This window comes from Bacterioplanoides sp. (assembly GCF_965226395.1).
Classification (GTDB): domain Bacteria; phylum Pseudomonadota; class Gammaproteobacteria; order Pseudomonadales; family Oceanobacteraceae; genus Bacterioplanoides.
This window is the reverse complement of sequence record NZ_OZ245358.1, coordinates 755,511-776,750: the sequence shown is the minus strand read 5'-3', so window position 1 is coordinate 776,750 and position 21,240 is coordinate 755,511. Positions and strand designations below refer to the sequence as shown.

General features: G+C 48.2%; 17 protein-coding genes. 10 read left to right on the top strand and 7 right to left on the bottom strand.

Features of this window, described 5'->3' with window-relative positions:
- Positions 1 to 57: 57 nt before the first annotated feature.
- On the bottom strand, positions 58 to 654 hold the full coding sequence (locus ACO05E_RS03570; RefSeq protein ID WP_419811622.1) for a Maf family protein: 597 nt from the start codon (positions 652 to 654) through the stop codon (positions 58 to 60).
- A gap of 87 nt (positions 655 to 741) precedes the next feature.
- Positions 742 to 1,323, bottom strand: a complete 582-nt coding sequence (gene sodB / locus ACO05E_RS03565) for a superoxide dismutase [Fe] (protein ID WP_255859122.1) — start codon at positions 1,321 to 1,323, stop codon at positions 742 to 744.
- Between the two features lie 313 nt (positions 1,324 to 1,636).
- Here sodB and ACO05E_RS03560 point away from each other — a divergent pair, with 313 nt between their 5' ends.
- The gene (locus tag ACO05E_RS03560) at positions 1,637 to 2,425 is read left to right on the top strand and encodes a hypothetical protein (protein WP_419811621.1); all 789 of its coding nucleotides are present in this window, start codon (positions 1,637 to 1,639) and stop codon (positions 2,423 to 2,425) included.
- Positions 2,425 to 3,306 carry a hypothetical protein gene (locus tag ACO05E_RS03555; RefSeq protein WP_419811620.1) on the top strand — a complete coding sequence of 294 codons (882 nt, stop codon included), beginning with the start codon at positions 2,425 to 2,427 and terminating at the stop codon, positions 3,304 to 3,306. The genes ACO05E_RS03560 and ACO05E_RS03555 overlap by 1 nt, the downstream gene beginning before the upstream one ends.
- 13 nt (positions 3,307 to 3,319) lie before the next feature.
- Here ACO05E_RS03555 and ACO05E_RS03550 read toward each other — a convergent pair whose 3' ends face one another.
- Together ACO05E_RS03550 and ACO05E_RS03545 are read right to left on the bottom strand one after the other, a co-directional pair.
- Positions 3,320 to 3,853 (bottom strand): hypothetical protein, encoded by a 534-nt coding sequence (locus ACO05E_RS03550; protein ID WP_419811619.1) that lies wholly within the window; start codon positions 3,851 to 3,853, stop codon positions 3,320 to 3,322.
- Positions 3,854 to 3,934: 81 nt separating this feature from the next.
- Positions 3,935 to 4,426 (bottom strand): hypothetical protein, encoded by a 492-nt coding sequence (locus ACO05E_RS03545; protein WP_419811618.1) that lies wholly within the window; start codon positions 4,424 to 4,426, stop codon positions 3,935 to 3,937.
- A gap of 195 nt (positions 4,427 to 4,621) precedes the next feature.
- Here ACO05E_RS03545 and ACO05E_RS03540 point away from each other — a divergent pair, with 195 nt between their 5' ends.
- The 5 genes from ACO05E_RS03540 to ACO05E_RS03520 all read left to right on the top strand — a co-directional run bounded on the left by ACO05E_RS03540 (position 4,622) and on the right by ACO05E_RS03520 (position 11,444).
- Positions 4,622 to 5,365: a DUF2846 domain-containing protein gene (locus tag ACO05E_RS03540; protein WP_419811617.1), complete on the top strand. Its 744-nt coding sequence runs from the start codon at positions 4,622 to 4,624 to the stop codon at positions 5,363 to 5,365.
- A gap of 134 nt (positions 5,366 to 5,499) precedes the next feature.
- A complete protein-coding gene (locus ACO05E_RS03535) occupies positions 5,500 to 7,011 on the top strand; it encodes a fumarate hydratase (protein ID WP_419811616.1) in 1,512 nt (503 codons plus the stop codon).
- Positions 7,012 to 7,325: 314 nt separating this feature from the next.
- The gene (locus tag ACO05E_RS03530; protein ID WP_419811615.1) at positions 7,326 to 8,924 is read left to right on the top strand and encodes an alkaline phosphatase; all 1,599 of its coding nucleotides are present in this window, start codon (positions 7,326 to 7,328) and stop codon (positions 8,922 to 8,924) included.
- Positions 8,925 to 8,939: 15 nt separating this feature from the next.
- Entirely contained in the window at positions 8,940 to 10,607 is a 1,668-nt protein-coding gene (locus tag ACO05E_RS03525) for an alkaline phosphatase (protein ID WP_419811614.1), read from the top strand.
- Positions 10,608 to 10,712: 105 nt separating this feature from the next.
- On the top strand, positions 10,713 to 11,444 hold the full coding sequence (locus ACO05E_RS03520; RefSeq protein WP_419811613.1) for a hypothetical protein: 732 nt from the start codon (positions 10,713 to 10,715) through the stop codon (positions 11,442 to 11,444).
- Between the two features lie 30 nt (positions 11,445 to 11,474).
- Here ACO05E_RS03520 and ppnN read toward each other — a convergent pair whose 3' ends face one another.
- Both ppnN and ACO05E_RS03510 read right to left on the bottom strand, forming a co-directional pair.
- On the bottom strand, positions 11,475 to 12,842 hold the full coding sequence (ppnN, locus tag ACO05E_RS03515) for a nucleotide 5'-monophosphate nucleosidase PpnN (RefSeq protein ID WP_419811612.1): 1,368 nt from the start codon (positions 12,840 to 12,842) through the stop codon (positions 11,475 to 11,477).
- Positions 12,843 to 12,854: 12 nt separating this feature from the next.
- The gene (locus ACO05E_RS03510) at positions 12,855 to 13,439 is read right to left on the bottom strand and encodes an HPP family protein (protein WP_419811611.1); all 585 of its coding nucleotides are present in this window, start codon (positions 13,437 to 13,439) and stop codon (positions 12,855 to 12,857) included.
- A gap of 128 nt (positions 13,440 to 13,567) precedes the next feature.
- On the opposite strand from ACO05E_RS03510, the gene purU reads away from it, so the two are divergent.
- Complete coding sequence (gene purU / locus ACO05E_RS03505; protein ID WP_419811610.1) at positions 13,568 to 14,419, top strand: formyltetrahydrofolate deformylase; 852 nt, start codon at positions 13,568 to 13,570, stop codon at positions 14,417 to 14,419.
- Positions 14,420 to 14,605: 186 nt separating this feature from the next.
- Here purU and ACO05E_RS03500 read toward each other — a convergent pair whose 3' ends face one another.
- Positions 14,606 to 15,793, bottom strand: coding sequence for a thiolase family protein (locus ACO05E_RS03500; RefSeq protein ID WP_419811609.1), 1,188 nt, complete (start codon positions 15,791 to 15,793; stop codon positions 14,606 to 14,608).
- A 384-nt stretch (positions 15,794 to 16,177) separates the two neighbouring features.
- Between ACO05E_RS03500 and ACO05E_RS03495 the strand changes: the two genes are divergently transcribed.
- Together ACO05E_RS03495 and ACO05E_RS03490 are read left to right on the top strand one after the other, a co-directional pair.
- Positions 16,178 to 19,204 carry a hypothetical protein gene (locus ACO05E_RS03495; protein WP_419811608.1) on the top strand — a complete coding sequence of 1,009 codons (3,027 nt, stop codon included), beginning with the start codon at positions 16,178 to 16,180 and terminating at the stop codon, positions 19,202 to 19,204.
- Between the two features lie 72 nt (positions 19,205 to 19,276).
- Positions 19,277 to 21,211 (top strand): DUF1302 domain-containing protein, encoded by a 1,935-nt coding sequence (locus ACO05E_RS03490; RefSeq protein ID WP_419811607.1) that lies wholly within the window; start codon positions 19,277 to 19,279, stop codon positions 21,209 to 21,211.
- The last annotated feature ends 29 nt before the right edge of the window (positions 21,212 to 21,240 follow it).

Below are 21,240 nucleotides of genomic sequence, written 5' to 3'. Positions count from 1 at the left end.
TCTGAAAAAGCTGAACAACATTAGTTGAATAAAAAACAGGCCTTTGAGGCCTGTTTTTTATTGCGCTAAAGCCAGCGGATCCAACCTAGCTTTGCGCATTAATTCCAGCAAGCCAATTAGCGGCAAGCCAATCAGGCTGTTTTCGTCCCGACCTTCTAGTTTTTCAAACAAATTGATGCCTAAGCCTTCCACCATAAAACTACCAGCACATTGAAGCGGTTGTTCCAGCTCGATATAACGCTCGATTTCAGTTTGCGTTAACTCACGAAAATACACTGAAAACGGTTCAACCAGAGAAAAGCATTGTCCACTGGCGGCATGTAATAAACATAAACCGGTATAAAACTGCACAGCTTTGCCGCTGGATTGCTGCAGTTGTTGAATGGCATTTTCCCGGGTTAACGGCTTACCACGGATATCACCGTCTAAAACAGACGTCTGGTCACTGCCGATGATCCAATGTTCAGGGTACTCACTGGCTAATGCTTGCGCCTTTTCGATTGCCAGGCGCTCGACGTATTGCTGCGGCTTTTCTCCCGCAAGTGGTGTTTCATCAATATCCGGCGACGCGCAGGAAAAGGGGATGCGTAATTTTTTCAGTATTTGCTGGCGGAAGGGGGAGCTTGATGCCAGTAGCAGTTTAAAATCAGCCATAAGTTACTTATCAGCAGAATATTAGAGGCAATAAAAAAGGAGCCGCAGCTCCTTTTTTATTCTGGGTCAGAACTAATCAGAAGTTCCTTAGGCGAAGTTAGCGTTCGCGAATTCCCAGTTAACCAGAGACCAGAAACCGTTCAGGTAATCCGGACGAACATTGCGGTAGTCAATGTAGTAAGCGTGTTCCCACAGGTCAACCGTGATCAGTGGGGTAACACCTTCTTCAGTGATTGGAGTGGCTGCATTTGAGGTGTTCACGATGTCCAGAGAACCATCGGCTTTTTTCACTAACCAGGTCCAGCTGGAACCGAAGTTATTCACAGCCATATCGTTGAACTTGGCTTTGAACTCTTCGAAAGAACCAAAGGCTGCGTTGATTGCGTCAGCAACAGCACCAGTAGGTTCGCCACCGCCATTCGGGCTCAGGCTGTTCCAGTAGAAGGTGTGGTTCCAGATCTGAGCAGCGTTGTTAAATACGCCACCAGAAGAAGTTTTAACGATTTCTTCCAGAGTTTTGCCTTCAAACTCAGTGCCACCGATTAAGCCATTCAGCTTCACTACATAGGTGTTGTGGTGTTTACCGTGGTGGAAATCCAGAGTCTCAGAAGAGATATGTGGTTCCAGTGCATCTTTTGCATACGGCAGTGCTGGTAATTCAAACGCCATGATGGGTCTCCGTTATCATTGCTAAGTCGGTTATTTACTTAATCGTTTGCCTGTTGGCAGTACCGCTATTTTTGGTTGCGGCTTATTGATTACCAGTTTGGGGGCAGAAAACAGCTTTTCAACCTCTCCCGGTAATTATTGATGCAAATCATACCACCAGCTCCCGGGCCATGCTACGCACTCGGAATGTGGGGTTTTTTAACCGGCACTGTTTTTGTTGAGTGAGCACAGCTTTTATCAATTTTTATCAATCCGGTATGGTTTCGCTGTTGGGAACTGTCGGTTACTATTTGTAAAAAATTGAGTATTACCCATGGAAAAGCAACACGACCCTATTGTCCCGGACATGAAACCCTCTGCTGAGGATATCGAGCAGCGTAAACGCCAGATGCAGGCACGCCGTCAGGCAGCTCAGCGGGCCGCCATTTCAAATGCCGCCGCCGCTTCAGCACAACCGGCAAAACAGACACTGGCAACAGTCGCGTTGGTGATTGCACTGGTTATGGGTGGCCTGGCAACGTTTTTGTTTATGCAGCTGCAGAGTGTGCAAAAGCAATTAAATCAGGCGCAGGGGGTGATTGCTGATCAGGGGAAAAATCTGCAACGGTTAAATGATCAGTTATCTGCGACGGGTGAAAATGCCAATTTGTCTGTTGATGCGCTGAAAATTCTGGTCAGAGAAAATAGCTCAGAAATCCGCAAATTATGGGATGTATCGAACAAACGTAACAAAGCGAACATTAATGCCAATATCACAGCCATTAAAAACCTGAAAAGCTCGGTTGCTGGTGTGAAAAAATCTCAGAGTGCCGCACAAAAAGCGCAAACCGCAGCCTTGGCAACGGCTAAAAATGAAATCGCTGCAACTGTCGATAATAAAGTGAATACCTTGTCTGCACGGGTTAAACAGGTTGAATCAGCAACGTCGGATATTGCCACAGCTCAGCTGGCCATCAGCCAGAACAGTGATGCTTTGCAAACTCTGGAAGCCCGGGTCGCTGAGATTAAAACCGGCGGTAATCTGGGGGATATTAAGCTGGAAATTGAAGATATTCAGATTCGCCTTGATCGTATGCAAAACGCCTTAGGTGGCGCACAGTAATGATGACAAACGCTGATAAGGCGGTAGTTAATAAGGTGATGGTTAATATTAAAACAACACCATCGCCGCAGTTACGTGAAACGTTTGCTAAGGCACTGACCAATAATCCTCTGGCAACGTCTGCACTGGCGTTAGGGCAGCTGTCTGAAACACCGTCCACGGCCTTTTTTTTCGCTTATCAGCTGGCGGTACGGCATCTGGATACCACACTCACCGACCAGCAGTTTGCCGCATTTGCTGCTTCAGAACCGGGCATCCGTGATTCTCGCGAATTCCAGACCCGGGTTGTTAGCAACGCTTCTTCAACCGGCGAGAGTTTCCTGGTGACAGGACGCAAGTCCCATGTGATGTTAATGGATCATGGCTTACTCGACTTTCTGTATGTACTGGCCAATGATGCCGACCAGCAGCTTAAGTGTGTGAAAGTTTCAACGTCAGCCGTCGGGGTTATGGCGCAGCCAGCTGCGAAACCCCAGCCATTTGTTGCTGATGTTCCCCATGCGCCCGTGGTATTTGATGATGCCTTAGCGGTAACCGACTTTATCGTGGCTGATGCACATCGGCGCTGCTTTAAACCGTTTCGTTATTGGGAAGATGTGATGATTATGCTGGCCTTTAGTGGCTGGATGATGACTCATGCCAATGGTGATTGCAGCGCATTACAGATTCAGGCACAGCACTTAAGTGACTGCTATCAACAACACCCGGATTATTATCCGTTGATGGCCTTCGATATTCTCGACAACCTGTTACACCATTTACAGCAAGCCGGAAAACAATTGCCGAGCGGCCAGCAGGCACTCTGGTCACGCGACAGCCAATTACTGCAGCTGGGTTCTGTTGCTCGCACTGCTACCCGGAAAAAATTACAGAGTTTGTAATAGTTGCTAGCTGTTAAGGTCGAGGCGTGGCAGAAACAGAAACGTCGGCTCGGATGTCGCGGGTAGAGCCGATATAATCCTGTCCGGTATAAGAAATGTCACGCACCACATTGTCAGCGTTAGCCTCGATATTCAGTACAAAGCCTGATGCTGGAGTGAGTAAAGGGGCCGCTGGTACTACCTGCTCCGGTGTCCCTTCATTTAAAGCTTTACCTGATCTGGCTGCAGAAGTGGTTTTCTGGTTGAACTGATTTTGCCCGGATATTTGCTGGCTGCCCGATGCACTCGCCTGAATAGCTCCTTCCACTATGTGTTCATCCATTTCAGTATTCAGTAAGCGGGGAATCTGGATGCTTTGTGAGGTTGAGCGGTTATAACGTTTGGCACGCGAATAGTTGTAGTGATGAGTTCTCTGTCTGGCTTCTTCGATGGCAGTAAAGATATCGTCCGAATAGTATTGATCATGTTGTGGTGAAGCCAGCGCTACGCCTGCTGGCAGTAACAGCATTGATATCAATAAAGCCGTAGTGAGCTGGTATCCGTGCATCGTTGTTCCTGTACTACTCTGGTTGCTATTCTTATTCAGGTCTTATTCAGGGCTCTGTTTTAGTTCCCGTCATCGCTCTTGTTATGGGGTCGGCTGAGCAGAGATTGTGACATCCGCCCTGATATCGCGTGACGCACCACTGAAGTTGTTGTCGGAATAGTTAATTTCGCGCACAAAAATCGCATTGGCTGACGACTCGAACGATTGGTTCAACGCCGGTGAAGGCGTAACGGTATTGATTTCATCAGGTTCGTTAACCTGACGCCCAAGGCTGGTTTCCCGTACCGGCTCTTCAATCGTGGCGGCCCGCTGATCACCGGCCGCGGTCGCACCAACAGCACCTTCAATTACTTCTTCGTTCATTTCGCTATTGAGCATTTTCGGAAAATCAAAACTCTGGGAGGTTGAGCGGTTGTACCAGGTTTTGCCGACATAACCTTTATCTACCGGATTTTGTTGGGCATGGGCCACAGCGTCATCAATATCGGTGGAGTAATAGGCTTCGTTACCGGGCTGGGCCTGTAAATGCAAACCCGCCGCCAGCGATACCATCGCAAAGACCGCCAGTGTCATTAAGTTGCCTGATCGATGCATGGCGAACCTCCCATTTGTTTTTGTTATTTTTTGTAATTATTTCAATATAGCAGGGCGTACTTTTTATGTACAATGCTGCAATGGCTTTTACCAAAGCCTTTGCTGCTGTACCGGACTCAGTGGGTCAACCTCCACTGGCAGGTGGCGCAAATGGTAAAAAGAAAGGACTTAATAATGATAAAAATAAAAAAGCTCACCCTGGTGTACACCCCCTTGTTGTACATCTTCTGTTTTATGGGGGTATCGGTTCTCACAGGCTGTACCGTACATCACTCGTTTGGTGATCATTTTGGTGCTTATGTTGCTCCAGCGGAGGAACAACCTTTTAAAACGGTGGGCTATCGCTGGGATTATCAGAATACCGCCTTGCTGTACGTCTACCGTCCCGCGACAGAATGGTCGATGGATGAGCTGGAAACGCCCAGCTTCAATGTAAATGGCGAGCGACTGTTTAATATCAAAGGGGGCAGTTATACCTGGTATGAGATGGAGCCCGGTTCGTATGACATCGTGATGCGCCGTGGCATCTTTGGCTTTGAGGGAATTGGCTGGTTTGAGATTAAACGTTTGGCTGAAATCTATCTCCAGGCCGAGGCCGGAAAGGTCTACTACCTACGCTACTCAGAAATTGATCCGCCGGTAATTGATCCGGATCTGGAGGATATTCCTCTGGGTGATGGCCCATTGCAGCTGGTGGCTCCCAGCCGTGCATTGGCTGAGCTGGAAAACACTCAAATGATTCACCATGGTCGTGGTTTATTAGCTGCACAGGAAACGCAGGTGGATGAAAGTCTGCAGCAGGTGTTTGATGCTGGCCTGAATCAGGAAGAGGTTTTCGAATCTTCCGATCCTTACGCCGAAGATACCGGCCTGAAAGCCCGCCCACGTAGCAAAGAAGAAGAGTGGTGGCCGTTTTAGCCCGCTCCTCAATGGGTTACAATACCGTCAGCTTTTAAACGCCCACTTCTTCGTGGGCGTTTTTACAACCGTTCGAGTCCAAGCCAAGTGCAGCCATCAGAGCCGCACCAGCCTAAACAAGAGAGAGCCCGACGATGACAACTGTGATCAAGCAAGATGATCTGATCCAAAGCGTGGCTGACGCGCTGCAGTACATTTCTTATTACCATCCGAAAGATTTTATTGATGCGGTTCATGAGGCCTATCAGCGAGAAGAGTCTAAAGCAGCAAAAGATGCGATGGCTCAGATTCTGATCAACTCACGTATGTGCGCCATGGGCAAACGTCCGATTTGTCAGGACACCGGTATCGTGACCGTTTTCCTGACCATTGGTATGGATGTGAAGTTTGACGGTGATATGAGTGTGGAAGATATGGCGAACGAAGGTGTTCGTCGTGCTTACACCCACCCGGATAACGTACTGCGTGCATCGGTTCTGGCTGACCCGGACGGAAAACGTGCTAACACCAAAGACAACACTCCTGCTGTTATCCACATGAAGCTGGTTCCGGGGAACACCGTTGACGTTCATGTGGCGGCTAAAGGTGGTGGTTCGGAAGCAAAAACCAAGTTCGCCATGCTGAACCCATCGGATTCCATCGTTGACTGGGTACTGGAACAAGTGCCGAAGATGGGTGCTGGCTGGTGTCCACCAGGCATGCTGGGTATTGGTATTGGTGGTACGGCAGAGAAAGCCATGATGGTGGCAAAAGAATCTCTGCTGGACCCAATCGACATTCACGAACTGCAGGAACGTGGTGCTTCTAACCGTGCCGAAGAACTGCGTTTAGAGCTGTTCGAGAAAGTAAACAAACTGGGTATTGGTGCTCAGGGTCTGGGTGGTTTAACCACAGTTCTGGATGTGAAAGTGGCGGATTACCCAACCCACGCGGCGAACAAGCCAGTGGCGATTATCCCGAACTGTGCTGCAACTCGTCATACTCATTTCACTCTGGATGGCAGTGGCCCGGCATCGCTGGAAGTTCCAAGTCTGGAAGACTGGCCGGAAATCAGCTGGGAAGTGGGCGACAATGTGCGTCGCGTGAACCTGAATGACGTAACTCCGGAAGACGTTAAAGAATGGCAACCGGGTGAAACCATCCTGCTGTCGGGCAAGATGCTGACCGGCCGTGATGCGGCGCACAAGCGTATGGTGGATATGATCGCTAAAGGCGAAGAGCTGCCGGTTGATCTGAAAGGTCGTTTTATCTACTACGTTGGCCCGGTTGACCCTGTACGCGAAGAAGTGGTTGGCCCGGCTGGCCCAACCACCGCGACCCGTATGGATAAATTCACCCGTACGGTACTGGAAGAAACCGGTCTGCTAGGCATGATTGGTAAAGCAGAGCGTGGTCCGATTGCCATTGATGCGATTAAAGACAACGAAGCGGTTTACCTGATGGCAGTTGGGGGTGCGGCTTACCTGGTATCTCAGGCGATTAAAGAAGCGAAAGTGGTTGGCTTCGAAGATCTGGGTATGGAAGCCATCTACGAGTTTGATCTGGTCGATATGCCGGTGACGGTTGCTGTCGATAGCAAAGGTGAATCTGTGCATCAGACTGGCCCACAAGAGTGGTTCCAGCGCATCAACGCGACTGAGGTATAAGCGCCAAAGAGGTGTAAGCGCTAAAGAGGTTTAAGCACTAAAGAGGTTTAAGCACCTTAACTAAAGCCGGATACGCTATCCGGCGATAAAGCTTAAACGCATTTTATAAAGCTCCTTTTCCAACGGAATCGGAGCTTTTTTTATGGTTTTAATTTTATCTATTAATGTTATGATATAACGTTAATGATAAGCTTGTCATAAATCTGTCCTTTTTTTGTCCCGCCGTTGTCATTTTCCATCGTTAGCCTCTGCCTCGTTTATTAAATGGCCCCACTACCGGGCTGTATCTTTTAGTGATGCAAAGAGGAAACTCGATGAAACTGCAACGCCTAACACTGTCTCTGGCAGTCGCACTGGCGGCATCTGCTAGTGCGCATGCCGACATGGTTTCTCCTGATCAGGCCAATAATGCCTGGTACAGCGATGCACAAACCCGCCTGCAGGCAAAAATTGCTGAGGCGAATAAGCCAACCATTAATCAGGCAAAAAACGTTATTTTATTCGTTGGCGATGGTATGGGCATTTCAACCCTGACCGCTTCTCGTATCCTGCAAGGACAACGCGCCGGTAAGCCAGGCGAAGAAGGCTATTTATCCTTTGAAGAGTTTCCTTATTCTGCATTAGTCAAAACCTATAACGTCGATGCTCAGACCCCGGATTCAGCCGGCACCATGACCGCTATGATGTCGGGTCTGAAAACCGATGTGGGTGTCATTGGCGTAGATGAAGACATCGAACGCGGCAACTGCGCCACGGTTGCCGGTAACGAAGTTGTGACGGCACTGGAGCTGGCTGAAATCAAAGGTTTATCGACCGGTGTGGTATCCACTGCGCGTATTACACATGCCACTCCGGCGGCGACTTATGCACATGCCGCCGATCGTAACTGGGAAGATATTTCCGACATGAAGGTGGAGGAAAACCCGGAGCGTGCAAACTGCAAAGACATTGCCGATCAGTTAGTGAATTTTGAAAACTATCTGGAAGCCCGTTACCCGGGTGTGGATGTTAACGGTATTGAAGTCGCGATGGGTGGCGGTCGTCGTCATTTCCTGCCCAAAGACGAAGCGGCTAATTCTGCTGATGCCGTCAGTTCGGTGGAAGGGGATCGTAGCGATAATCGTAACCTGACGACAGAGTGGCAAGCCGCGTATCCGAACGGCACTTACGTGATGGATCAGGCTGGCTTTGATGCCATCAACGCCGACAGTACCGAGCGCGTTTTAGGTTTGTTCAACGAATCTCATATGCAGTACGAAGCCGATCGGGGCAATGATATTGCCGGTGAGCCGTCGATTGCTCAGATGACCGCAAAAGCCATTGATATTCTCGATAACAATGAGAAGGGCTTTTTCCTGATGGTCGAATCCGGCCGTATTGATCACGCTCACCATGCCGGTAATGCCGCAGGTGGTCTGAATGAGACCATCGCTTTTGCACAAGCCGTTCAGGCTGCGGTGGATAACACCAATCCGGAAGAGACACTGATTCTGGTAACGGCAGACCACAGCCATGTGTTCACTATTGCCGGTTATCCGAAGCGTGGTAATCCGATTCTGGGCAAAGTTGTGGGGGTTGGCAGTACGGAACCTTCACTGGCCAGTGACTCCCAACCATACACCACGCTGGGCTATATGAATGGCCGTGGTTTTGCTGATCTGGGCGCCGAGACCGATTCCGATGAGGGCTACAACCAGGACATTAATGCCGGTCGTCAGAACCTGACCAATGTTGATACCACTGCACCGGGTTATCACCAGGAAAGCTTAATTCCTTCATCGTCTGAAACCCACGCGGGTGAAGACATTACTCTGCATGCTCAGGGGCCGGGTGCTCATATGGCACAGGGTGTGATTGAGCAAAGTGTTGTATTCCATATTGTTAACCGCGCCCTGGGCCTGACTGGCGAGTAATCGGAGGAGAATTTTATGAACAAATTAGCGTATTTGCAGCGTAGCAAACTGGCTCTGGGGATTCTGGGTCTGACGTCGGCACTGGTGTTGTCGGGTTGTGGCTCGGATGATGATGACGATGATACCCGTCCGCGCACTCAGCTGACGCAACAGGAACTGGCGACCTCGCTGACCAACAGCTGGTATGTTGATTCCGTTGCTAAGATGGCCTCCACGGATGCGGCTTTGCAGGCGATTAACAATGCCCGCGGTGCGGCCAAAAATGTGATCCTGTTTGTTGGTGATGGTATGGGAGTTTCTACCGTCACCGCAGCCCGTATTCTGGAAGGTCAGAACAAAGGCATGATGGGTGAAGAAAACCAGTTGAGCTTTGGTAAGTTCCCGTTTTCCGGTTTATCCAAAACCTACAACGTTGATGCCCAAACGCCGGATTCTGCTGGCACCATGACGGCCATGATGAGTGGTGTGAAAACCGATGTGGGTGTGATTGGTGTTGATGAAGATATCGTCCGTGGCGATTGCTCAACTGTTGCCGGTAATGAGCTGGTAACTGCACTGGAGCTGGCGGAACTGGCGGGTAAATCCACCGGTATTATCTCAACGGCACGTATTACTCATGCCACTCCAGCGGCTACCTATGCCAAATCGGCGGATCGTAACTGGGAAGATATCTCGGATATGGGTGCGCAAGCGAATCAGGGCTGTAAAGACATTGCCGATCAGTTAGTGAACTTTGAAACCAGCCTCGAAGCCCGTTTCTCAGGCACCGATGTGAACGGCATTGAGGTCGTGATGGGTGGCGGTCGCCGCCACTTCCTGCCAAAAGATGCGGCGGCAAATTCAGCGGATGCGGTGAGCGCCGTTGAAGGGGATCGTACCGATGGCCGTAATCTGACAAGCGAGTGGCAAAGCGCTTATCCGAACGGCGTGTATGTCATCGATCAGAGTGGCTTTGATGCCATCAATACCGAAACCACTGAACGTGTTTTTGGCTTATTCAACGAATCGCATATGCAGTACGAAGCCGATCGTGGCAATGATATTGCCGGTGAGCCATCACTGACTGCCATGACCGAAAAAGCGCTTGGCATTCTTGATAACAACAATCAGGGGTTCTTCCTGATGGTGGAATCCGGTCGTATTGACCATGCTCATCACGCCGGTAATGCGCACGGTGCACTGGTTGATACCATTGAGTTCTCAGAAGCGATTCAGGCGGCGATGGCGGCTACGAATCCGGCTGAAACTCTGATCATTGTGACGGCTGACCACGGTCATGTGTTTACCATTGCTGGTTATCCGAAGCGTGGTAATCCGATTCTGGGCAAGGTTGTGCCGGTTGGCAGTGATGAGGTCGCCAAAGCGGCGGATGACCTGCCATACACCACCGTTGGTTATATGAATGGCCGTGGCTTTATGGACCTGGGCAGTGAAACGGATTCAGACGAAGGGTATCGCAACGATATTGATGCAGGCCGTAAAGACCTGACCAATGTTGATACCACGGAGCCGGGTTATCATCAGGAAGCTCTGGTACCGCTGAGTTCCGAAACCCACTCGGGTGAAGATGTGGGTATTTATGCCAATGGCCCGGGTGCTCATCTGGTGAGCGGGACCAACGAACAAAGCATTATTTTCCATATTATGGAACATGCTGCGGACTTAACTCAGCAAAGCAACTAATGCTTGTTGAGGTTTGTTAACCGGTAGTTGTATGACGCCACAGCGGAGTTTCAGCTTCGCTGCTGGCGTATCACGCTTCATCAGATACACAGTGGTTGATCAATTATGAAATCGTATTTATTCAACGTTCTGGCGTTATGTGCCAGTGTTAATCTTACCGCACAGGAATGTTTGCCGGATTTTATTGGTGCTCAGTATCAGTTAATACAAGAGACCAGTGATGAGGCTTCAGTAAAAGAGCGGCATATGCAGTTGTGGCGTATGCAGGGCCAGGTTGCTCATGTATATCCGCAGCAGCAAATATCCGAAATCTGGAATCAGGTACGTGACGGCCGTGTGCGCCCAACGCGTTATTTTGATCAGGATAAACGTGCGATTGAATATGCGCCGGGGGATTTAAATCGTGGTAAGGGTGATCGTAACTGGCAAAGTAAATACCAGATGATTCCCGATGCCTTACTGGCCTCTATGACAATTCAATCCGATACGGGTCGTGGCTGTCAGCAGGAAGTGGTTTATCAGCGCCAGCAGGAAGGGGAGCAGCTAACTATTGTTTGGTTGCCACAGCAGAAACTGGTTAAATCGTTTGAGCGCCAATACCAGGGTCAGACCAGTCGCTGGCAATTGCTGGATATTATTACTGACCCACAAGTGATCAGCGCTGAGTTTCATCAACGTGAGCAGTATCTGAGCACAGATTACGCCGACATTGGTGATAACGAAACCGATCCTTTTTTCCGTAAGATGATTAATCTGGGGTTTGTCAGTCATGGTGCCAGTGGTTTTTATGATGCCAGCGGCAATGCACTGGAAAGCCATCATAATCACCACCATTAAAAAATAACACTATCTGGCGATGTTGTGATGTTAGTCCGGCGATGCCACGATTTTATAACAGGGAGTGTATTCTCCCTGTATTTTCATTCGCCCGTGGTGAACCATGGCCGACAATAATGTGTCCATACCTTTCAGAATCTTTGGATCACCATGGATTTTATACGGCCCGTATTTTTCTACTCGTTTAATACCCGTGGCTTTTACATTGCCAGCAACAATGCCAGAAAAAACCTGACGTAAATTAGCCGCTAACTGATGTTGTGGTAATTCGTAAGACAACTCAATCGCCGCCATATTGTCATGGGTTGGATCAAACGGTGTCTGGAATTTTTCATCAATGGTCAATGTCCAGTTATAAAAATACGCATCCTCAATTAAACGTCGGTATTCCCGGACTTTTTCTGTTCCCTGTTTCATGGCGACAGCCACAGCTTGCGGATCATTAATAATTAACTGATAACGTTTTTGTGCTTCCGGGCCGAGAGTGTCGCCGATAAACTGATCGATATCGTTGAGGTAACTGCGGCATTCTTCCGGCCCGGTAATAATTAATGGAAAAGGAATGGTCTGGTTGGCCGGGTGAGATAAAACACCTAATAAATACAAAATCTCTTCAGCAGTTCCGGGTCCACCCGGGAAGATAACAATGCCGTGGGCTAAGCGTACAAAAGCTTCCAGACGTTTTTCAATATCCGGCAGAATAACCAGTTCGTTAACCAGTGGATTGGGTGCTTCAGTGGCAATAATACCGGGTTCGGTAATACCAATATAACGACCATCACAAATATGCTGTTTAGCATGACCAATGGTGGCGCCTTTCATTGGGCCTTTCATGGCACCCGGGCCGCAGCCGGTACCAATATCCAAACCACGAAGTCCCAGTTGGTAACCCACATCTTTGGTGTACTGGTACTCGTGACGAGGGATGGAATGGCCACCCCAGCAAATAATTAAATCAGCCGTTCGGTCGGGTTTGAGTACATTCGCATTGCGCAATAAATGAAAAATGGCATTGGTAATGTCTTCACCGTTATTCAGATCAAAGCGGTGTGTTTCAATAATCGAATCCTGGGCGTACAACACATCTCTGAGTACAGCAAATAATTGCTCTCGGACACCACGAATAATTTCATCATCGACAAAAGCACTGTCTGGTGGTGATGTCAGTTTTAATACAATGCCACGTTCTTCCTGAGTGACTTCGATATCAAAATCACGAAACTCATTTTCTAAATCGAGATAATCGTCGTTTTGGCTACCGGCGCTTAACACGGCATAACAACAACGGCGTAGCAGTTCATGGGTAGGGCCAGAGAAATTTTTTAATCGCTGAATTTCATAACGGGACAGCACCCGTAAATGGGTTTTCGGGTAAATGACTTCAACATGACGTGTCATAATAATTCCTTTTCAGGCCCAGAGTTCCATCGGGCCATAATGGCTTAATACACGCAGAATATCGGTGCGTGTGATTATGCCGGATAACAAATTTTGTTCATTAATAACGGGCAGGGCGCCAATGCGGTATTCCAGTAGTGTTCGGGCACATTGGCGAATGTCGGCATATTCACCAATACACAACACCGGGCGGCTGGCTAATGTCAGCACATTATCGTGCCAATCAATGTGTGTCGATAGAGACTGATTTAATAAATCCCGGTCCGACAGCATGGCACATACGGTTAAATCGTCGGAAACCACCGGAATATGATGAAACCCAGTGTTCTGCATCATCTCCCACGCCTGACGTAACGGTGCATCGCTGTAGATGTATTGCACCTTGCGTTGCATGATATCGGCAACGTAAGCAACCGCTTGAGGCTGATGCTGAGATTCACCACCGCTTGCATAATGATCCTGCTGGCGTTCGTAAGCATCGGCAGCGCTACCGACCGCAGATGTTGCCGCGCTGGCATAAACCGGGTTGATACGAAACTTTTCCGGGGTGACCGGTGTTTCGACCCGGCGCCCCATATCGAAAACAATTAACGACATACCCGCTCCTGCTGATACAGACCTTGTTATCATAGAGTGCTTACGCAGGAATAACAAAATCCGCCAACAGAAGTGTGGCGAAGCCGTTATCATAGCGCCTTGTTTTTATGTAACTTATTTGGATCTTTATGGAACGTGTTTATCGTTTAACCATTTCATGCCCTGATCGTGTTGGGATTGTGGCGAAAGTTGGTCAGTTTTTTTCCGGTCACGGTGGCTGGATTGTGGAAGCGAATCACTATTCCGATCCGGTGAGTGGGCGCTTTTTTATGCGCCATTGCATTCGTGCTGACTCTTTGCCGTTTGATCTGGAGCAGCTGAAAGCCGAATTTACTCCCATTGCTGAAGAATTTGAGATGGACTGGCAGGTTAATGATTCAGGCCAGCCTAAAAAAGTGATTCTGATGGCGAGCAAAGAAAGTCATTGTCTGGTGGATTTATTGCATCGCTGGCACAGCAAAGAGCTGCATTGTGATATTCCCTGTGTTATTTCCAATCACGACGACTTGCGCTCGATGGTGGAATGGCATGGTATTCCGTTTTTCCATGTGCCGGTGGATAAAAATAATAAAGCGGAGCATTTCGCCCGGGTGAACGCCATTGTTGAAGAGCATCATGCCGATACCATTGTGCTGGCTCGTTATATGCAAATTATTCCGCCGGAGTTGTGTCAGCGTTATGCCGGACAGGTGATCAATATTCATCATAGCTTCCTGCCATCGTTTGTTGGCGCTAAACCCTACCATCAGGCCGCCGAGCGAGGCGTGAAATTAATTGGTGCGACTTGTCACTACGTTACTCAGGAGCTGGATGCCGGCCCGATTATTGATCAGGATGTGATGCGTATCAGTCATACCAACACAGTAGAAGATATGGTGCGCCTGGGAAAAGACGTTGAGAAAATGGTATTAGCGCGGGGTGTACGCAGTCATCTGGAAGACCGGGTGCTGTTGCATGGCAATAAAACCATTGTGTTCTGATTTTTCTGCTGAGCACTCAACCAAGGCAGCATTTCGTCTGGCTCCCACGCTCCGCGTGGTAGTCATGTCTGAATTGAGAAAACCAGAAGCTGGTGGTTTAGCTACCACGCAGAGCGTGGGAGCTAGAATAAAAAAACGGGCGCTGTTTTCACAGCGCCCGTTTTTTATGAGAGCAAAGAAGCGTACTTACAGCAGTTCGATTGTGATTGCTGTTGCTTCACCACCACCGATACACAGAGCCGCCAGACCTTTGGTGCCGCCAGTGTTTTTCAGGGCGTTCATCAGGGTTACGATCAGACGAGAACCGGTAGAACCAACTGGGTGGCCTTGTGCACAAGCGCCGCCGTAGATGTTTACTTTTTCTGCGTCTAAGCCCAGCTCATCGATTGGCATCATAGCAACCATGGCGAATGCTTCGTTGATTTCGAAGATATCAACGTCGTCTTTAGTCCAGCCAGATTTTTCCAGAACACGCTCAATTGCGCCAACCGGAGCCATGGTGAACTCAGAAGGATGCTGAGATTGAGTGCTGTGTGCCACGATGCGAGCCATTGGCTTAACGCCTTTTGCCTCAGCTGCGCTTTCGCTCATCAGAACCAGTGCAGAAGCACCGTCAGAGATAGAAGAAGCGTTCGCTGCAGTGACAGTACCGTCTTTAGCGAATGCCGGACGCAGTGTTGGGATTTTTTCGATGTTAGCGTTGAAAGGCTGCTCATCGTTATCAACAACGGTTTCGCCTTTGCGGGTTTTAACCGTTACAGGAACGATTTCAGCGGTGTTCAGGCCTTCTTCGATGGCTTTCTTGGCACGAGTCAGAGAACGGATCGCATAGTTGTCCATTTGCTCACGGGTGTAACCTTTTTTGTCAGCCACTTCCTGAGCGAAGGCACCCATCAGCTTGCCGGTTTCAGCGTCTTGTAAGCCGTCCAGGAACATATGATCCTGAGGCGCTTGGCCTGCACCCATACGTAAACCAGTACGTACGCCTTCTAACACGTAAGGCGCGTTAGACATGGACTCCATACCGCCGGCAATGGCAACGTCAACAGAACCGGCTTTGATCATATCGTGAACAAACATGGTGGCGCGCATACCAGAACCACACAGCTTGTTGATGGTGGTCGCAGCTGTTGCATCCGGTAAACCGGCTTTACGCATGGCCTGACGTGCAGGACCTTGCTTCAGACCGGCAGGCAGTACACAACCCATGGTCACGTCTTCAACGTCTTCTTTGTTGATACCAGCACGCTGAATGGCTTCTTCAATGGCAATGGCACCCAGATCCACAGCGGAAACGCTGCTCAGGCTACCCATGAAGCCACCCATTGGTGTACGGGCACCACCCACAATAACTACAGAATCTTGCTTAGACATGCGTTTTTCTCCTGATATCAGTATCAAAATTTGGCGATATTCTAGTGGAAGGACGCCCGAATTCACACCCTGAAGGAGGCGCTGTCGACGATTTGACGGATAGGCACTTGTGACAGAATGGATACAGTTGTGCTTTCAGAAGTACTTACTAACTCCGTCACCCTGACTCTTTCTGGCATTAATCTACAAATAAGCTCACCTTCTGATGAACTGGTGTCACAAGGTTGTTACGAACAGATACAAAAGGTGGGGTGTTATTCTGCCGAATCATACTTTCGAGCGATGAGGATGACGGAGTTGGCACATTATAGTCAACCCATACTTTCCGGACGGTCTTGTGTCAGGAAGTCTCTAATAAACATAAAAAACAAAACAGGTAGCAATATGGTTAAGAAAACGCTTCTCAGCCTTGCGATCACAGCTTCTGTCGCCGGACTGGCAGGTTGTGACATCAGTAGTGTTGAACGTCATAACGATAATGTTGATACAACGCCGGTTGACTCAGGTCTGCCAGGGGCTCAGCCAAGCATTATCTCTCCGATCTTTTCTGCCGGTAATGGGGACTTACCCATTAATAGTGACTTCTTGTTTGCGCAGGCTGCTGCTACTGATGGCACAGCTGCTGTCACAGACTCTACTCCACCAGTGACAACTGCAATTAATGACCAGGCTGGATTCTCGTCAACAGCAACAATAGATCTCCCTTTTAATGCTTCTCTTGATGAGACGACAGTTGTTGCTGGGCAAAGTGTTTTCTTAATTAAAATGCTAAACAACGCCGATGATTCAACAGTCGATCCATTGGATTTAGGAAGTAGCGTAAACGCCGCTGCCAATAACTCCGGTAGTCCATTTTCTCCGACTCAGCCGATTGCAGGTGTCGACTACACTGTTGATTATGTGGAAATGGATGGTGGTGCAACACCAACGATTCGTATTTCTCCATTAAAGCCTCTTGAGTCCAAAACAAAATATATTATTGCACTGACGGATGCGCTCAAAGGTGAAAACGGAGAACAAGTTCAAGCATCAGCTGAATATGATTTGCTACGCAGTGATACAGGATTGCCTTCTCCTGCATTGAACGGTGCTCGTACAGCTATTCAAGCTTGGGAGCAATTAGCTGGTGGTTTCTTAGCAACTGTTAGCTCGGGTTCCATTACAGCGACCAACTTGATTTTGACTTCGGCATTTACTACCGATGCCAAAGAAGATGTACTGCTATCAATGGCTGCTCCGGAAAATTACCTGTTTGGCTTATTAAGCAATACTGCAGGCATGGAATCCTTGTTGTCAGATGAGAGTGTTGATGCATTAGTAGCTGGTGCAGCTCAAGCACTTAATACAGCAAACGGCACCAGTTTGGATCCAGCTAGTGAAACTGATCGTGTTACGATCCGTTTAAATGATGTGTATAAAGAGTTGATCTCCAGCACTCTTGCACGATCTATTATTGCCGGTGGTGCAGCAATAACTGCCGCACAAGGCATTGGCGCTAATAACGCAATGATTCTGGGTGCCATTCAAGCCTGGAATACTGCAAATCCAAATAATCAAATTCCTGCTGACCCTGCTACCTGGAATAGCGCTAATAAAGATGCTGTGGCTCAGGCTCTTGGTCAATATACTCCTTCAACTGATAATGCAACGTTGGTAGCCAGTGCAGCAAATGGTGCTGGTGCTTTGCTGAAAGATGCTTCTCATCGTCCAGCTGCACGTGACTTCTTACCAATCGGTACCGATGCAAATGCTGATGGAGATTTTACTGATGCAGGAGAGTCCGTTGTAGCAGTACCTAACTCAGCTTTGGGTTTGCCAAATAGCACACTTTCAATGCAAGGCATGATTGCTTTACCTCAGTTCCTTGCTAAGAAGTCGGTTGATGCTACTTCTTTCTGGAAAGGGTCAACTTCTGTTGGTGCCGTTATTGATGGAGCGTTAGGAAACCCGGCAGGAACAACACCACCAAAAGATGACGATGATTCATTAAATGTTACTTATCGCTTCCCTTTTGCTGAACATGTTGAAGATGCAAATATTCCTACTCTGGTGACTTACCCAACTGATGCTGGCTGTACAAAACCTGCAGGTGGTTGGAAAACAATTATCTTCCATCATGGTATTACGACTGACCGTACCAGTTCTTTAGGGTTTGCTAACCAGATGGCAGCGCCTTCCGCAGGCTGTTATGCAACTGTAGCAATCGACCACCCTGTTCATGGGGCAGATGCTTCAACAACCGATCGTAATGGTAATGCCCAGCGTTATGCTCCATTTAATCCGTTCAATGTTGCGGGTTATCTGGCTAACTCTGAGAATCTTGCTGCACCAGAGAATATGACGACTCCATTTGCGGCAACACTTGCAGGCGTAGCTGCAACAGCTGCTGCTAATAATGTAGAAAGCCCTTATGCAGGTTTAGCTGAGCGTCATGAGAACCTTGCTTTGAATGCCCAGCAACAACCGGTACCAATGAGTTTCACACCTGGATCTGAATCTGGTAACTCTGGTGACTTCTTTATTAACCTGACCAATATGCAGCAAACACGTGATCATTTACGTCAATCTGTTATGGACTTGTTAAACCTGAATGCATCTATTGAGAATATTGATGTAGATGGTGATGGCAACGGTGACCTTGATGAAAATAACGTATTTTTCGTCGGTCATTCATTAGGTGCGATTGCTGGTATTACTTATGTTTCAGTAAACAATGCGGTTGCAGGTAATGCCAGTATTATGGATAAAGAGCTGAATCCAATTAAAGCTGCTGTGTTTGCTAACCCAGGTGGCCAGCTTCCAAAATTACTGGAGAACTCTCCGACTTTCTCAGCGAGCATTCTTCCAGGATTATCGGCAGCAGCAGGACTGAATCAGGGTGATTCTGACCTTGAAACTTTCTTCAGCGTTTTCCAGGCTCCACTGGACTCTGTTGATCCTGTTAATTTTACCGGTCTGTATAAAGCAACTGGCACTCCAGCTCTGGTATTCGAAATGGTTGGTGGCGGTGCTGTCGCAGCCGCTGACAGTAATACTAATGATTCTGATCTGATCCCTGACACTGGATTATCTGATCTTCTGATTGGTGCTGGTGTTTATCCTGCTGATACAGTGGTTCCTAATAACGCTAACCCTCCACTGAATAACGTTGAAACGGCTAAGTCTTACCTTGCAGGTACTGACCCACTTATTAGTCAGCTTGGTCTGGATAATGTGACAGCAAGTATTGCTGATGCAGATGAAAAACAAATGTTAGTTAGTAAGCTTAACCAAGGTACTCACGGCACCATGTCTTCAGCAGATGCTCCAACTGTATTTGCAGAGATGATCACACAAACAGCATCCTTCTTTGCCACCGATGGCGAAGGTCTGAATGTTGGTGACGATACTAAATTAGCAAACGAAAACTAATTAACATGGCCTCTGGCTAACAGTCAGAGGCCCAAAAAATTCTGCAAAAAATAATAATTTTTGGAGTCAGGTATGAATAACAATAAAGAGAGCTGGCTAGCTATGCGAAAAATTCCGTTAGCACTTGCAATTTCAGCTGCTTCATTTGGGGCCCACGCTGTTGAATTTAATTTCGGTGATGTAAACGCACAATGGGATAATACCGTCAGCTACGGCATCGGTTGGCGTGTTGAAGACCGTGATAAGGGTCAGATTGCAATTCCCAATGGGGCGAGTGTTGGAGAATCAACGTCAGGTTCTTCTTTTAACTACGATGACGGTACGCTGAATTATGAGCAGGGAGACATTTACACCAACGTTGTGAAATGGAGCTCTGATCTGGAAATCAGCTACGAAAACTACGGTGCTTTCTTCCGTGCGCGTGCTTACTACGATGCGGCAATTATGGATGATGATCCGGAGTTTAAGCGTTTTAACGACGCAACTAAGGATGCAGCCGGTAAAGGCGCTGAGCTGTTGGATGCTTATGTTTGGGCGGATTATTACTTTGGTGATACCCCAGTAAACCTGCGTTTAGGTCGTCAGGTTGTCAGTTGGGGTGAATCCACTTTTATTCAGGGTGGTATTAATAGCATTAACCCAGTGGATGCATCTGCGTTCCGGAAGCCAGGTGCTGAAATTAAAGAAGGTCTGCTGCCGGTAGAGATGTTATATACCTCGATTGGTCTGACTGCTGACGTAACGTTAGAAGCTTTCTATCAATTAGAGTGGGAAAAAACCCGTACCGACCCATGTGGTACTTTCTTCTCGACTGCTGATTTTGTGGCGGATGGCTGTGGCCCGGTAGTACTGGGTGGTACCGCTGATGAGCATGACCTGATTGCTTTACGCGATGACGAAATAGCACGTGGTGTACCACTGTCTGACCGTGTTGCTCCAATTACCGAGCGTCTTGAAGATGATCAACCGAAAGACTCTGGTCAGTATGGTTTAGCTGTTCGCTGGTATTCAGAAGAGTTAGGTGATACCGAATTTGGTTTCTACCATATGAATATCCACAGCCGTTTGCCGTATATTAATGGTGCAGTGACCAACCAGGATCGTGCAGGCTTCTTAGGCAATGGTGATGACCGTAGTGTTAATGATGATGCTACTTTCGATACCTATCGTCCTCTTTATCAGATCGCGTACCCTGAAGATCTGCAGATCTCGGGCGTTTCTTTTGCAACCAGCACAGAGGGTGGTGCATCCATCTCGGGTGAAATCAGCTATAAGCCAGATGCCCCAGTACAGTGGAACGCATTTGAGGTTCTGTTAGCCGGTACCGGTACACCTTGGAGCCGTTTGTATCAGCAGCGTGCTGAAGAAGCCGGCGGTGCTCAGCAGCTCTATGGTGAAATTGCCCAAGGCTTTGATGAATTTGATATCTGGCAAGCTCAGATGACTTTTATCAAGTTCTACGATCAGACCTGGGGTGCTGACCGTATCTCTTTAATCTCTGAAATTGGTCTGACTTATGTCGATGACCTGCCTAGCACCAACGATGCTCGCTATGGCCGCTCTGGTGCATACGGTATTGGTGAGAACTCAGGCGTTTTTGCGGGACTGCCTTCAAACCTGGATGCATGTTCTGCGGCTACACTTCCAACAGCAGGTGGTGGAAGCGTTCCAAATGCATCTCAAAATGCAAATACGTCATACTGTAATGATAAAGGCTTTGTTGATGACCTGTCTGGTGGTATCCGTGTTCGTGCCACCATGGATTTCAACAATGCTTTTGCCGGTGTGAATGTTTCTCCACGTTTGTCATTAGCGTATGACCAGGGTAATGGCCCAGAGCCAGGTGCGCAGTTTATTAATGATCGTCTGACAACAGGTCTGTCTGTGTCGTTCGTTTATCAGAACCGCACTTCGGTTGATGTTGGTTACACCAACTTCAGCGGTGGTGACTACAACCAGATTAAAGATCGTGACAATGTCACATTATCTGCCAAGTACTCATTCTAATAAGTAGAAAATCGGTAATTTGAGGTTTA